Raw genomic sequence first — 15835 nt, 5'->3', positions numbered from 1 at the left:
ATTCGTCATTTTCGGTGGAGCTGTCAATGCTGCTCCATTGTGACCATCAATTGGTCCATCATCGGTTTTTTGGAGTGAATTCGAATGCTTCCCGCAAAACGTCGTCGTCGGTTCGCCAGCAACAAAGCGGCGGGGCGCAGAGAGCGCATTTCATGGACGTTGTCGGCACTCGAGCCCCGTTTGATGCTGGCGGCGGACGCTGGGGTGGCGACGGAGGCGGTTGCCAATTTCGTCGAAATCGGGCCCGCAGCAACCTCCACAACGAATACACATGCGGAAACGCAAGCCACGGATTCTGCTGCCGGCATCTTATTCCTTGACAGCGAAATCGAAGACTCGGACTTGTTGAATGAGTTCGCCGAGAATGCCGAAGTGATTTTACTCGCTGCCAACCGAGACGCGATCACCCAGATCAGCGAGACGTTGGCGAAGCGCCAAGATGTCGCTTCCATCCATATCGTTTCCCACGGAGATGCAGGCCGATTGAGATTGTCGGGCGAAACGATCGATTCGACAGTCATTCGCGACCGCGGTGCCGAAATCGCAAAATGGTCCTTTGCCCTTGCCCCAAACGCAGACATTTTATTGTATGGATGCAGCGTTGGTGCGGGATCGTCAGGCGACGCGTTACTGAGTGCGGTTGCCGAATTAACCGGCGCCGATGTGGCGGCGTCGATCGACACCACAGGATCGCGTTCGCAAGGAGGGAATTGGGAGTTGGAAAAGGCGATCGGACGTATTGAGTCTGGACTGGCATTTCAAGCAACAGTCATGGCTCGATATCAGCATACACTCCCCATCACCGGCACCGAATCCAATTTTAGCTTCAACAGTTTCGCCTCCACAGACCCTTTCGATCTAAATGGCGATGCATCGATCAGCGGAGATAAACTTCAGCTGACGTCGGAGGAGACCTACCAAACGGGGTCCGCATTCTTTACCGATCCAATCGCAGTCGACAGCAACAGTTCGTTCCAATCGAGCTTCAGTTTCGAGATGGCTGGCGGCTGGGGTGCTGGTGGTGCGGACGGGTTGGTGTTTGTGCTGCAGAATTCGCCCTCTGGCAGCGGTGCGATCGGTAGCGGCGGGTTCGATATTGGCTATGGCGGGATCGGCAACAGCGTCGCGATTGAGTTTGACACTTGGTTCAACTCAACGGACAAGTACAAAGATGAGGTCGGCGTTGTGATCAACGGCGTTCCTCAGAATCATCTGGTTCAAGCCTATTCGCCATTCGATTTGAATGATGGCGGCACCTACCACGCTTGGGTCGACTACAACGGCGAGTCGGATCAGTTGACGGTGTACCTTTCGAACAGCTCGAACAAACCGGCGCAGGCGATTTTGTCGACGACGTTGCAATTGGACCAGATTGTTGGCAACCAGATGTACGCTGGCTTCACCGCGGCCGACTTCGACCGTCCCAATGCACACCGGATTTTGTCATGGTCGATGGACACGGCCGATCCGGGCAATAGTGGCCCGGCGACGATCAACCTTGATGCTTCCCAAGTGACGGTAAGCGAAACGGGTGGCGAAGCGGTCGTGAAGCTTGTTCGTACGGGCAATGCCAGCGAAACGGCGTCGGTCGAATATGAGACCTCGAACCAATCGGCGCGGGCTGGCGACGACTATTCTTCTCGCAGCGGCGTTGCCAACTTCGCAGCAGGCCAACGTACGGCGGAGGTTCGGATTCCGATCCTTGATGACACCGTTGAAGAAGGCCCCGAGACGTTTCAGTTGACGATCCGCAACGCGGTGAACGCCGATCTTGGTTCGCAGCAAACGACGACGATTACGATACTAGACGACGAGCAGTCCTTACCGAGTTTCGTCAGTTTCAGTGACACGCCGCTGATCGATCTCAATGGCGGAGCATCAATCACGGGCGGGAAGCTGCAGTTGACTTCCGAAGCCACCTATCAAACGGGCTCGGCTTTCTTTATGGATCCGATTGAGGTGACGAGCAACAGTTCGTTCCAATCGAGCTTCAGTTTCGAGATGGCTGGTGGTTGGGGTGCTGGTGGTGCGGACGGGTTGGTGTTTGTGCTTCAGAATTCGCCCTCTGGCAGCGGTGCGATCGGTAGCGGCGGTTTCGATATTGGCTACGGCGGGATCGGCAACAGCGTCGCGATTGAGTTTGACACTTGGTTCAACTCAACGGACAAGTACAAAGATGAGGTCGGCGTTGTGATCAACGGCGTTCCGCAGAATCATCTGGTACAAGCCTATTCGCCATTCGATTTGAATGATGGCGGCACCTACCACGCTTGGGTCGACTACAACGGCGAGTCGGATCAGTTGACGGTGTACCTTTCGAACAGTTCCAACAAGCCGGCGCAGGCGATTTTGTCGACGACGTTGCAATTGGACCAGATTGTTGGGAACCAGATGTACGCTGGCTTCACCGCGGCCGACTTCGATCGTCCCAATGCACACCGGGTTTTGTCATGGTCGATGGACACGGCCGATCCGAACAACGCGGGCCCGGCGACGTTCAAACTCGATACTGTCCAAGTCACCGTCAGCGAGACGGTGGGAGAAGCGGTACTAAGGATCATGCGTACGGGTGATGCCTCGGAAATCGGATCGATCAACTATCAGACCTACGACCAATCGGCCGTCAGCGGCGACGATTATTCGTCTCGCAGCGGCGTCGCCTATTTTGCGGAAGGGCAACGCGTCGCGGAGGTTCGGATTCCGATCCTCGACGATGATTTGGAGGAAGGGGTCGAGACATTCAGTATCACGATCGATAATCCGGTCAACGCAGAACTTGGGGCACCGCGGACGACCACGATCACGGTATTGGACGATGAACAAAACTTGCCGAGTTTCACCAACTTCAACAACGGTGCGATGATTGATGTCAACGGTGGTGCAACGGTCACCGGCGGAAAACTTCAACTCACATCGGAGGCCACGTATCAAACCGGATCGGCTTTCTTTACCGAGCCGATCGACGTGACGAGCGATAGTTCTTTTCAAACGAGTTTCAGTTTCGAGATGACTGGTGGTTGGGGTGCGGGTGGTGCCGACGGGTTGGTGTTTGTGTTGCAGAATTCGCCCTCTGGCAGCGGAGCAATTGGCGGAGGTGGGTTTGATATCGGTTACGGCGGGATCGGCAATAGCGTGGCAATTGAGTTTGACACTTGGCTTAACGAGACGGACAAGTTCAAGGATGAGATTGCGGTGGTGGTCAACGGCGTCCCGCAAAACCATCTCGTCCAATCGCGATCTCCGTTTGACTTGAATGATGGCGGTGTCTATCACGCTTGGGTCGACTACAACGGCGTGAGCGATTCGTTGGCGGTCTATCTCTCGGATTCGGCCGAAAAACCTACGCTTGCGGCGATGAAGACCACGGTCTCGTTGGATCAGATTGTGGGCACGCAGATGTACGCTGGCTTTACGGCGGCCGATTTTGATCGACCCAACGCTCATCGGATTTTGTCATGGTGGATGGACACCGAAGCGCCGGCGCTTGACCCGCCTGTGTTGCCGTCGGGTGAGATTCAGACGGAAATCGTCCAAGGTGGGTTCAACCAGCCGACCGCAATTGCGTGGTCCGCGGATGGCCGAAACATGTACGTTTCGGAAAAAGGGGGTCTGGTCAAGGTCATGCGTGACGGTGTGTTGGTGTCAACGCCGGTAATCGATATTTCCGCGATTGTCAACAATTTTTCGGATCGTGGACTGCTTGATGTGGCGGTTCATCCCGATTTGGAAAATCAGCCATACATGTACGTGCTCTACACGTACGACCCGCCAGAGGTTTGGAACTACGTTGGCAATCAGTTCGCGGGTCCGGATGCCACGGGCAATCGAGCCGGACGCTTGGTTCGTTACACACTCGATGCATCGACCAACTACACCAGCGTGATCGCGGGTTCAGAATTCGTCATGATGGGGACTGCCAGCACTTGGAACAACTTCAATGCATTCACCAACAGCGTCACCGATATGGCGGAACCGCCAGCAGGCCAATATCCCGATGGCTCTTACCTTCGAGATTTCATCAATAGCGACAGCACGACGCACTCGATCGCCTCTTTGGAGTTTGCTCCCGACGGCGCGCTAATGGTTTCGATTGGTGATGGCGGCAGTTACAACCAGATGGACCCACGCGTCGTGCGAGTGCAAGACATTGATAGCTTGTCAGGGAAAATTCTGCGAATCGATCCCGTGACCGGCCAAGGGTTGTCGGATAATCCGTTCTACAATGGAGACGGCGACGCGAATCGTTCCAAGGTCTACCAGCTTGGGCTGCGGAATCCGTTCCGATTCGCGATCGATGATGTGACGGGGCGGCTATTTATCGGCGATGTTGGCTGGACGCGTTGGGAAGAAATCAACACCGCCGATCCTGGGGCGAATTTTGGCTGGCCCTATTTCGAAGGCGGCCAAGGTGTCAATATTGTGACGCCTGGAGGCTACATCAACTTGCCGGCTGGCCAGCAGTTTGTCGCCAACGGGGCACAGGCGGAACCGGCGATCATAGCGCTGAGTCATACGGCGGATGGAATCGATGCCGTCGTCATGGGCGATGTGATTCGAGGTGGCGACTTGGGGTTGCTCTTTGAGGGCGATATCCTCTTCAACTCACTCGGCCAAGGGGTCGTGCGTCGAGCATCCGTCAACGCCGAAGGGCAAGTTACTGATGTGTCGGTGTTTACCACCGGGGCGCAATATGTCGTCGACATGCGGCAAGGTCCCGATGGCGAGATGTACTTCGTCGACCTACTCGATGGACAAATTGGACGCTGGACGGTGGTTTAACGCGAAATGTTCACCCGACCCCTGAGAGGTCGGCGTCTAAACGCCGGGAGAGGGAAAACGAGCTTCGATGACAGCATGAAACTCCAACACCGTTTCGATACCGGCCCTCCCCCTCGCTGCGCTCGACCCCTCCCGCTGCGGAGGTCGTGCAGTTTTTAAGTTGTTGATTGAAAAAGACTTACAAGATTTACCTCTCCCTCTGGGCTCGTTGTACCACATAAGTCCTGCGTTTTGCATGCATTGACGGGTTGGTTTTGTGTGCAACTCCACTGGACTTTTTGCTGGACGCCGCGAATTATCCTCAATTGAGGATCCGCGTTGGTGCTGCGGTTCATGGCAAATTTCTTCCCGGTGTCCAATGATCTCTTAGAAAAGAGTCCCCGACGGTCGGTCGTCCGCCGGGAACCGGTAGCACCCTTGGCGCACCGTCGACCGGGATATCCCTTGTCAAGTTGCAACTCTGCAGAGCTCGACTCCGTTTCTACCGGCAACTGCACGATAACAAGTGAAAACAGCTCCTGCCAGCAATCATGGGACACCGGAAAGATGCCTCGAAAACCTCCTGCGCACGCCTCCGCCGGATGAGCCAAAAAACCTAGGTGCGCAAGAGCCTCAGCAAGCTTACACCTTCGCAAAAATCGGACAAGCGACGCAGACCTTGTGGATCGGAATGCAACGCTGCCACGACCTGTCCAACGCATGGAACACATTCGGACCAGGAGCCATAAAAATATCACCGGATTAGGATGTGGGGTACAACGAGCGCTGCGTGGGCAGGGGTGGTTGGATACCGAAACACTTTGTTCGTCACAACTTAAAAACCGGACGACCTCAAAAATGGGGGAGAAGGGAGTCAGAGAGGAAGGGAGCTGGGGCCAAAACCTTTGGGGAAACGTCGGCGTCGGATACGCCGGGAGGAATACCGAAAGTCGAACCCGGAACTCCGAAGGATGAAGGACAAGCGATCTCAGCCGCGGTTCGGTCTTGGAATGTTCTTTCGGCCGCCACCCTTGACCCCTTTGCGCCGTTTCTTCTGTCGTCCGGTCGCTTGCGTCGAGGAACGGGAAAACTCGATTTCCGAAAGTGGTTTGCCGATGTTCTCTTTGAGTTGTAGCACTCGGTCGCGGAGCGATGCCGCGCGCTCGAATTCCAAATCTTCCGCGGCTGACAACATCTCACGCTCAAGTGCTTCGACATACTCCAGTGTGATGTAGGTTTCGGCGGCTTCGCTCGCTGCCGCAGTCGCTTTCTTTTGTTGGGCCACATCACTCTCAATTCCCGCCCGAATGGCCTTGCGAATCGTCTCGGGTGTAATGCCATGTTCCTCGTTGTACTTCTGCTGGATCTGTCGACGGCGGCTCGTTTCTTCGATCGCCATCTTCATCGAATGCGTGACCTTGTCCGCGTACAAGATCACCTTGGAATTCGAATTTCGTGCGGCTCGACCAATCGTTTGGATCAAACTCGTTTCACTACGCAGAAACCCCTCTTTGTCCGCATCAAGAATCGCAACGAGCGAAACCTCGGGTAAGTCGAGTCCTTCGCGGAGCAAGTTCACGCCGACGAGGCAATCGAATCGACCGGCGCGCAACTCTTGCAACAGGTCGACGCGTTCAAACGCATCCAACTCACTATGCAGCCAACGACAGCGGACATTTTGCTCTTGTAAGAAAGCCGACAAATCTTCGGCTAGCCGCTTCGTCAACGCCGTCACAAGCACTCGTTCATTTTGCTCGGCACGAAGTCGGATTTCATGAAGCAAATGCTTGACTTGCCCGCGAGCGGATTCGACTTCGACAACGGGATCGAGTAATCCCGTGGGGCGGATGATCTGCTCGACCACCTCGCCTCCGGTTCGCTGAAGCTCATAGTCGCTCGGCGTTGCGCTGACGAAACAGATCTCTGCGGTTCGCTGTTCCCATTCTTCAAATTTCAGCGGCCGATTGTCGAGCGCACTCGGCAACCGGAACCCATGCTCGACCAGCGTTGTCTTTCGGCTGCGGTCACCCGCGTACATCGCGCGAACTTGCGGGATGGTGACGTGGGATTCGTCGACAAAAGTGATGAAGTCATCGGGAAAGAAATCGTAAAGGGTGTCAGGAGTCGCACCAGGCGGTTTGCCAGACAACGGACGACTGTAGTTTTCGATGCCCGGGCAATGCCCGACCTCGGCCATCATTTCGAGATCAAAACGAGTTCGTGCCGAAATGCGTTGAGCTTCGAGCAACTTGCCCTGCTGCTGGAAGACCTCCAACTGCTGTGCCAACTCCTCGCGAATGCTACGGATCGCGCCTTGAATGCGGTCTTCGGGCATGACGAAGTGTCTCGCCGGATAGATGTAAAGGTGGTCCACCGTCTTGATGGTCTCGCCCGAAACCGGTTTGATCAGCGAAATCTGTTCGATCTCGTCGCCCCACATTTCGATCCGATAAGCGAACTCCTCGTAGCTGGGCCACAACTCGATGCTGTCGCCACGAACGCGAAACTTGCCTCGGTCGAATGCCACATCGTTGCGTTCGTAGAGCACATCGACAAACTTCAACAACAAGTGATCACGCCGCGTGGTCTCACCTTTGTGCAGCGAGACGATCAGTTGCCGGTAATCGTCGGGTGACCCCAGCCCGTAGATGCTGCTGACCGAAGCGACGATCACCACGTCGCGGCGACTGACCAACGAGCTGGTGGTCGCTAGCCGCAACCGATCGATCTCTTGGTTGATCGATGCATCCTTTTCGATGTAAACGTCACGTTGAGGGATATAGGCTTCGGGTTGGTAGTAATCGTAATAACTGACAAAATAATGAACCGCATTCTCAGGAAAGAAACCCTTGAACTCGCTGTAAAGCTGCGCCGCGAGCGTTTTGTTGTGACTGAGCACGAGCGCCGGTCGACCGAGGTTGGCAATCACATTCGCCATCGTGAACGTTTTGCCCGTGCCGGTGGCGCCAAGCAACACCTGGGCCGATCGTCCCGATTGGAATCCACGCGTCAACTCCGCGATCGCTTGGGGCTGATCCCCAGCGGGTTCAAACGGCACGGCGAGGTGAAATTCCGCAGCGGGAAGTGAAGGCGAGGACATGTGGGATTCCCATTAGCGATGCATCGAATCGATTTCCTTTTGCGCCACTCTACCCAGCCCAATCGGATCCGGCGATGGTAGGACGCTGGTGCCGTGTTTGACGGCATTACCCGTTGTAAAGCCCGCTGGAAAATCGCTATTCCGCTTGCTAGCAAAAGCCGAAAAACACTCCTGTCGGTCTCGGTTTTGTGTCGAAATGCCTCTTCAATGGGCTGGAAAGAATATGTGGCGATCCGTCTTTATTGCGCTCGGAGTTATGGCGATCGTACTCGGGTTGGAATTCCTGGTGATCGATTCGGCAACTTTTTATGATCCCGACGAGGTTCGGACGATTAGCTTCCTGGACCCCACCGGTTCTTCCGCCGAAGCTGCCAAAGTCTTCCGACCGAAGGATTGGATGCCCTGGGCCTTCCTTAGCGGTGGAATCGTCACCATTGTCTACTCGTATTTGATCCCCGTTCGCTATCGCTCCTGGCGTCAGGCAGGCGCGGGTTGATCTTGATCGCCGATGTTTCCCACCGGCCTCTCTTGACGAGCCCCACCTGGCTATCTAACTTGCATAAGCATGACTGCGGAGACACACCCTAATTATTAACGCAGCTTATTTAGAACAGGTTCCCATTTGCATCTGCGTAACCTCGAGTTGTTCTGTACTGTCGCGGAGCAGCGTAGCTTTTCCAAAGCTGCGGCGGCTCATGATTTGACGCAGAGCGCCGTCAGCCAGGCGATGCAACACCTGGAAGACTCGCTGGGAACACGATTGATCGATCGATCGAAGCGTCCCTTGGTGCTGACGACGGCCGGACAGACCTACGTGCGGGGACTGCGCAACATCCTTCGCCAACTGCATCGGTTGGAGCAAGAGGTCGCCACTTTGGGCGAAAAGCTAAGCGGCCAATTGAAAATTGGTACGATCTATTCGGTCGGGCTAAGTTATTTACCCGAGGCAAGTGAAGAATTCGGCCAGTTCCACCCCGAGGTTGACGTCAAACTCGACTTTGGAACCAGCGAGCGTGTCGTCGAAATGACGGCCGAGGGCGAAGTCGACTTAGGTTTAGTGAGTTTTCCCAAGAACACGAAGTCATTGCAGTCGGTGATGTGGCAGCAGGAGCCGATGCGTTTGGTTTGCTCGTCCGAACATCGGTTTTCCCAGCGAACGAATCTCGACATCACGGATCTACAGGGGATTGCGATGGTCGGTTTCGAGCGTGGTTTAACGCTGCGAAAAGAGATCGACCACTATTTGGCGAAGTCGGGTGTGACGGTCGATGTCCGCATGGAGTTCGACAACGCCGACTCGATGATCCGTATGATTCAAGCAAGTCGTGGGATTGGCATTGTTCCCGAAGCGGCGGTTCGCCGGGAAACGGCGAATGGATCGTTGAAGGTGGTTGCCTGTCGCGGATTCAAGATGACGCGACCGCTGGGAATCATCTTTCGCCGATCAGGACAACTCAGTAAGGCAGCGAGCGAGTTCGGTTCGCTGCTTCTTGGCCGCAGGATCGAGGCGGGCAAACGGAAATCCGGCAGCGGGAAGCTTGCCGCGGACCATCACTCAACCGGTGCCAGGACAAGCACCGCGGTTGTTGCCTGAGCCACGTGGGGCGTCAAGCAAAGAGGAGTGAAATCCTGTCGGCTTGATTCAGTCCCCCCAGTGCGTGACTCCTTTTACTTTTACAGCGAAACGGAACCCAGAACGATGACCACACCGCCATCCGATACGAAGGCAGCCGATAAGAACGTCGCTACTTTTCATCTGCCGCCTGCGCAGGGGCTCTATGATCCGAGCCACGAGAAGGATTCGTGTGGTGTCGGCTTCATCGCGCACATCAAGGGCGTTCCGAGCCATCAGATCGTTCTCGATGCGGACCAGATCCTGCAGGCCATGGATCATCGCGGCGCGTGCGGTTGCGAACCGAACACCGGCGATGGTTCAGGCATCATGGTCGGACTCCCCCATAAGTTCCTGCGAAAAGTCGCCAAACAAGACCTCGGCGTCGATTTGCCGGAACCGGGTCAATTCGCTGCAGGGCTTGTCTTTCTGCCGACCGATGAAGCCGAGCGAAAGATCTGCAAAGAAACGATCGAGTCGCTGATCGACCAATCGGGCCAGAAACTGATCGGTTGGCGAAAGGTGCCTCAAAAAACCGACTTGGCCGACGTGGGCCCAACCGCCCGCCGCAGTGAACCGGTTGTTGAGCAGTTGTTCGTCGGAGCATCGGAGGGGATCAGCGGTGACGCGCTCGACCGGAAACTGTACTTGATCCATAAACAGGCCAGCCACACGCTGCGAGGCGGCGACACGATCCAGCAAGCGCTGATGTTCTACATTTGCTCGCTGAGCACCAAGGTCATCATCTACAAGGGCATGTTAACCCCCGCGCAGGTGCTGCCCTACTATCCGGACCTTCAAGACGACGATTTCGAAACCCATTTGGCGATGGTCCATAGCCGGTTCTCGACCAACACGTTCCCCAGCTGGGACCGTGCTCAGCCGCTTCGTTTCATGAGCCATAATGGCGAGATCAACACGCTACGTGGCAACATCAACTGGATGCGGGCTCGGGTCGGCTCGGCAAAGAGTGAGTTCTTCGGCGACGATCTGAAGAAGCTGTTCCCCGTCTGTGAACCCCACTGCAGCGATTCCGGCACGTTCGATAACGTGTTGGAGTTCTTGCTCATGAACGGGCGCACGCTTCAAGAAGCGATCATGATGATGGTCCCCGAAGCTTGGCAGATGCACGAAACCATGCCCGAAGACAAGCGTGCGTTCTATGAGTATTTCTCCTGTTTGATGGAGCCCTGGGACGGTCCCGCCTCGATTGCTTTTACCGATGGTCATTACATCGGCGCGACACTCGACCGCAACGGCTTGCGGCCCAGCCGTTATTACATCACCCATGACGATCGAGTCATCATGGCTAGCGAGGTCGGCGTTTTGCCGGTCGATCCCGCGATTGTGAAAGAGAAGGGCCGCTTACAACCGGGGAAAATGTTCTTGGTCGATTTCGAACAAGGGCGATTGATTCCTGACGAAGAGCTCAAGAGCTCGTTCGCGAAACGCATGCCCTACGGCGATTGGCTCAAAGACCAACGGATCCGTCTTGCTGACCTGCATCCGGAAGCGGAAGGCCATGGCTTCGACAGCAAAACCCTGCTTCCTCGGATGCAAGCATTCGGCTACACGAGCGAAACGCTTAAGTTCATGTTGCGTCCACTTGTCGAACAGCTTCGCGATCCCGTCGGATCGATGGGCAACGATAGCGCGATCGCATGCCTGAGCGATAAGCCGCGAATGATCTACGACTACTTCAAGCAACTGTTCGCCCAAGTGACCAACCCCGCGATCGACTCGATTCGTGAAGAGGTGATCATGTCGCTTGAATGCTACATTGGCCCCGAACAGAACTTGTTGGCAGCGACGCCTGAGCACTGCCATCGACTCTTGGTCGACCATCCGATTCTGACCAATGAAGAGATCGCGGCGCTCAAACACATTAACTTCGAAGGTTGGAACAGTCGCGTGATTGACATCACGTTTGACCGCAGCGAAGGCAAGGCCGGCCTGCGCAAGACGCTCAATCGCATTGCTCAGGAAGCGGAAGAGGCTGCCGATGCGGGAATCGAAATCGTGGTCCTGAGCGACCGTGCGATCAGCCACGATCGGATCCCCGTCAATGCATTGATGGCCATTGGCGCAGTGCATCACCACTTGATCAAACAAGCGAAGCGAACACAGATTGGCTTGGTGATCGAAACAGGCGAAGCTCGTGAAGTGCATCACCACTGTTTGCTGATCGGTTATGGTGCGGATGCGATCAACCCCTACTTGGCATTCGAAGCGTTGTGGCAAGCCCGTCGCGACGGGGTCATGGACGTCACCATGGATGATGACAAAATCGTTGCGGCCTATCGAAAGGGCGTCGCCAAGGGCATGCTCAAGGTGATGGCCAAAATGGGGATCAGCACGCTGCAAAGCTACAAGGGCGCGCAGATCTTCGAAGCACTCGGGCTGCGAGACGAAATCATCGAAACCTGCTTCGTCGGAACGGCAAGCCGAATCCAAGGCGTCTCGTTCGACGTGGTCGCCGAAGAAACCTTGCGCCGCCATCGCTTGGGATACCCCGATCGAAGATCGGATGTTTCACATCAATTGCCGAATCTCGGCGAATTCCACTGGCGTGCCGAAGGGGAAAAGCACGCCTGGACCCCTCAATCGATTTCGTCGCTTCAACTCGCTGCGCGAACCAACAACGAGGACGCGTATTGGAAGTTTGCCCATGCGATCAACGAAGACAGTCGAGCTCGATGTACGCTCCGCGGATTGCTCGGTTTCAAAGAAGGCGCCGCCGGGGATCCCGTTCCCTTGGATGAAGTGGAACCGGCAAGCGAGATCGTAAAACTGTTCTGCACCGGAGCGATGAGCTTTGGCAGTATCAGTGCCGAATCGCACGAAACGTTGGCCATCGCGATGAACCGGCTTGGTGGAAAAAGCAACACCGGCGAAGGAGGCGAGGACCCGATACGTTTCTTGACGATGGACAACGGGGATTCGAAGCGATCGGCAATCAAGCAAGTCGCGTCGGGCCGCTTTGGCGTCACGATTGAGTATTTGAGCAACGCCGACGAGATCCAAATCAAGATCTCGCAAGGTGCAAAACCAGGCGAAGGAGGTGAGTTGCCCGGCAAAAAAGTCGACAAGAATATTGCTCGAATTCGTTACAGCACCCCAGGTGTTGGACTGATCAGCCCCCCGCCGCATCATGATATCTATTCGATCGAAGACCTGGCTCAACTGATCCACGACCTCAAGAACGCGAACCGACATGCTCGGATCAGTGTGAAGTTGGTGAGTGAGGTGGGGGTTGGCGTCATCGCATCAGGTGTTGCCAAAGCGCACGCCGACCACATCCTAATCTCGGGAGACACCGGCGGAACGGGCGCCTCGCCACTGACCAGTATCAAACACGCGGGTTTGCCGTGGGAATTGGGGATCGCGGAAACGCATCAGGTGTTGGTTCTGAACGATTTGCGCAGTCGCGTCGTCCTGCAAACCGACGGTGGATTAAAGACCGGACGCGATGTGGTGATTGCCGCACTGTTGGGTGCCGAAGAGTACGGTTTCTCCACCGCGCCGCTGATCACCATCGGCTGCATCATGATGCGTAAATGCCATCTCAACACCTGTCCGGTTGGGATCGCAACTCAGGACCCGGATCTACGCAAGAAGTTCAGCGGCAAGCCCGAACACGTCGTGAACTATCTGTTCATGGTCGCCGAAGAAGCTCGCCGGATCATGGCCAAACTCGGCTTCCGAACGATCCATGAAATGATCGGACGTAGCGATTGTTTGAAGACGGACGAAGCGATCAAACACTGGAAGGCAGATGGTTTGGATCTAACTCCCATTTTGAAGCCGGCGAACAAACGGCACGTGGACGTCGATGTTCGATGCACACGCGCCCAGGATCATGGTTTGGAAAAATCACTTGACCTCACCGTTCTGCTTGCAGCGGCAGAACCAGCACTGCAAACGGGTGAGCCGGTACGAATCGAGTCGCCGGTCGTCAACATCAACCGAACCGTTGGGACGATCCTCAGTAATGAAGTCGCCAAGCGGTATGGTCAGGCCGGCTTGCCGGATGGAACGATCCAGATCAACCTGTCAGGCTCGGCGGGACAAAGTCTGGGGGCATTCTTGGCTCATGGTGTCACAATCGAACTTGAAGGCGATGCGAACGACTACGTCGGCAAGGGGCTGTCCGGTGGTCGCGTGATTGTTTATCCCCCTCGGCAAAGCAGCTTCGTCGCGGAAGACAACATCCTCGTCGGCAACGTTTGCTTGTACGGAGCAACGGGCGGCGAAGCCTTCTTGCGTGGCCGTGCGGCGGAACGATTCTGCGTTCGCAACAGCGGTGCCAGGACCGTCATCGAAGGAGTTGGCGACCATGGCTGTGAATACATGACGGGCGGACGCGTCGTGGTGCTCGGAGCAACCGGTCGTAATTTCGCCGCCGGCATGTCTGGAGGCATCGCCTACATTTGGGACAAGAAAGGCGACTTCAACTTGAATTGCAACCTCGCCACCGTTGAACTCGAACGTATCGAGTCGGAGGAAGAGGAATCCGAAGTCAAAGAGCTGATTCGCTTGCATCAGCAGTACACCGACAGCCAAGTCGCCAAGCAAGCACTCGAAAATTGGGATAACTTCATGCGTCAATGCGTGAAGGTCATGCCCATTGATTACAAACGAGTGCTGCTGGAGATGAAAGCCGAAGAAGCCACGACGGCTTCGTGAACCTGACGTTGCTGAACTGACCACGAGTTCAGGTTTCAGCCCTTCATGGGAAATCTCTGCGATTTCCCCAACACCCGACACCCGACACCGCTAACTTGAAGAGAAACGAACATGGGTAAGCCGACTGGATTCAAGGAATTTGACCGCAAAAAAGTACCTTGGCGTCTGCCAGTGGTTCGGGTCAACGATTACGACGAAGTTTACACCGAGCCGCGTGTCGAGCATCTTCAAGAACAAGGTGCACGGTGCATGGATTGTGGTGTGCCCTTCTGTCAATCAAACACCGGTTGCCCGATCGACAATTTGATTCCTGAATGGAATGACTTGGTGTACAACAATCGTTGGCAAGAAGCGATCGAACGACTGCACAAGACCAACAACTTTCCCGAGTTTACCGGTCGCACCTGTCCAGCACCTTGCGAAGGATCTTGCGTGTTGGGGATCACCAATCCGCCAGTTACGATCAAAAACATCGAAAACGCCATTGTTGATCGTGCTTGGGAGGAGGGTTGGATTCAACCGGAACCGCCCGAAATACGAACCGGCAAAAAGGTTGCAATCGTTGGTAGTGGACCGGCGGGGTTGAGCGCCGCGGATCAGCTGAACCGTGCCGGCCATCAAGTCACCGTTTACGAACGAGAAGACCGCATCGGCGGACTGCTGCAGTACGGCATTCCCAACATGAAGCTCTCCAAAGCGGCGGTGCAACGACGGGTCGACAAGCTGGTCGCCGAAGGCGTCACCTTCATCACCGGGGTGAATGTCGGTAAGGACATTGACCCTCAAGCACTCACGAAAAAGAACGACGCTTTGTTGTTGGCGTGTGGTGCAACCAAACCTCGTGATTTGCCGATTGCAAACCGAGATGCCAAAGGGGTCCATTTCGCGATGGAGTTCTTGACGGCAAACACGAAACAAAGTGTCCACGGCGATTCGCTTGGTGACGGCTTCATCAGTGCCGAGGGCAAAGATGTGATCGTGATCGGTGGCGGCGACACCGGAACCGACTGTATCGGAACGAGCATTCGTCACGGTTGCCGCAGCTTGGTCAACTTTGAACTATTGCCCAAGCCACCAGCCGACCGCGAGCCGGATAACCCATGGCCCGAATGGCCGCGGATTTACCGCGTCGATTATGGACACGAAGAAGCAGCAGCCAAGTTCGGTCGCGATCCACGTGAGTATCAAATCTTGAGCAAGGAGTTCTTGGTCGATGACAAGGGGAACCTGCGAGGCATCAAGACCATTGAAGTGCTCTGGACCAAGGACGACAACGGCGGCTGGAAAATGGCCGAAGTTGAGGGCAGCGAGAAGGAATGGCCCGCCCAGTTGATCCTGCTGGCCATGGGCTTCTTGGGCCCCGAGCAGTACATCGCCGATTCCCTTAAGATTGAAGTCGATCCACGGAGCAACTTCCAAGCCGAACACGGCCGATTTGCCACCAGCATTGAAGGTGTCTTCGCAGCTGGCGATTGTCGTCGTGGTCAAAGCTTGGTCGTTTGGGCGATCAACGAAGGCCGGGGCGCCGCTCGTGCGATCGATATCTACCTGCAAGGATCAAGCGGCTTACCGGCTCCGGGCGTGACGTTGGGAACGTCGATGGAAACCGCTTAAAGGCGGACAACGGAACAATCTCTGCTTCGCGCACCTGCCTGCAACCCGCCGTAACGTGATTCGCT

6 protein-coding genes are annotated in these 15835 nt (G+C 55.6%); 5 read left to right on the top strand and 1 reads right to left on the bottom strand.

Going from position 1 to position 15835, the window contains the following annotated elements:
• Positions 1 to 84: 84 nt before the first annotated feature.
• Complete coding sequence (locus Poly41_RS24090) at positions 85 to 4779, top strand: DUF4347 domain-containing protein (RefSeq protein WP_146529693.1); 4695 nt, start codon at positions 85 to 87, stop codon at positions 4777 to 4779.
• Between the two features lie 967 nt (positions 4780 to 5746).
• Here Poly41_RS24090 and uvrB read toward each other — a convergent pair.
• Positions 5747 to 7858, bottom strand: a complete 2112-nt coding sequence (gene uvrB, locus Poly41_RS24085) for an excinuclease ABC subunit UvrB (protein ID WP_146529691.1) — start codon at positions 7856 to 7858, stop codon at positions 5747 to 5749.
• Between the two features lie 223 nt (positions 7859 to 8081).
• Between uvrB and Poly41_RS24080 the strand changes: the two genes are divergently transcribed.
• The 4 genes from Poly41_RS24080 (at position 8082) to Poly41_RS24065 (ending at position 15770) form a co-directional block, all read left to right on the top strand.
• A complete protein-coding gene (locus tag Poly41_RS24080) occupies positions 8082 to 8354 on the top strand; it encodes a hypothetical protein (protein WP_146529689.1) in 273 nt (90 codons plus the stop codon).
• A 126-nt stretch (positions 8355 to 8480) separates the two neighbouring features.
• Positions 8481 to 9452, top strand: coding sequence for a LysR family transcriptional regulator (locus Poly41_RS24075; protein ID WP_146529687.1), 972 nt, complete (start codon positions 8481 to 8483; stop codon positions 9450 to 9452).
• 105 nt (positions 9453 to 9557) lie between these two features.
• Complete coding sequence (gltB, locus tag Poly41_RS24070; protein WP_146529685.1) at positions 9558 to 14156, top strand: glutamate synthase large subunit; 4599 nt, start codon at positions 9558 to 9560, stop codon at positions 14154 to 14156.
• 111 nt (positions 14157 to 14267) lie between these two features.
• On the top strand, positions 14268 to 15770 hold the full coding sequence (locus tag Poly41_RS24065; RefSeq protein WP_146529683.1) for a glutamate synthase subunit beta: 1503 nt from the start codon (positions 14268 to 14270) through the stop codon (positions 15768 to 15770).
• Positions 15771 to 15835 lie beyond the last annotated feature (65 nt).

The organism is Novipirellula artificiosorum, assembly GCF_007860135.1.
Classification (GTDB): Bacteria; Planctomycetota; Planctomycetia; order Pirellulales; family Pirellulaceae; genus Novipirellula_A; species Novipirellula_A artificiosorum.
Note: the sequence above shows the minus strand (reverse complement) of the source record. Positions and strands in the feature narration are given on the sequence as shown.

What these genes read in the sequence shown, in the direction of transcription:
- gltB (WP_146529685.1), top strand. Translation starts at nt 9,558, where the DNA reads ATGACCACACCGCCATCCGATACGAAGGCAGCCGATAAGAACGTCGCT.
- Poly41_RS24065 (WP_146529683.1), top strand. Translation starts at nt 14,268, where the DNA reads ATGGGTAAGCCGACTGGATTCAAGGAATTTGACCGCAAAAAAGTACCT.
- Poly41_RS24090 (WP_146529693.1), top strand. Translation starts at nt 85, where the DNA reads ATGCTTCCCGCAAAACGTCGTCGTCGGTTCGCCAGCAACAAAGCGGCG.
- Poly41_RS24080 (WP_146529689.1), top strand. Translation starts at nt 8,082, where the DNA reads ATGTGGCGATCCGTCTTTATTGCGCTCGGAGTTATGGCGATCGTACTC.
- uvrB (WP_146529691.1), bottom strand. Translation starts at nt 7,858, where the DNA reads ATGTCCTCGCCTTCACTTCCCGCTGCGGAATTTCACCTCGCCGTGCCG.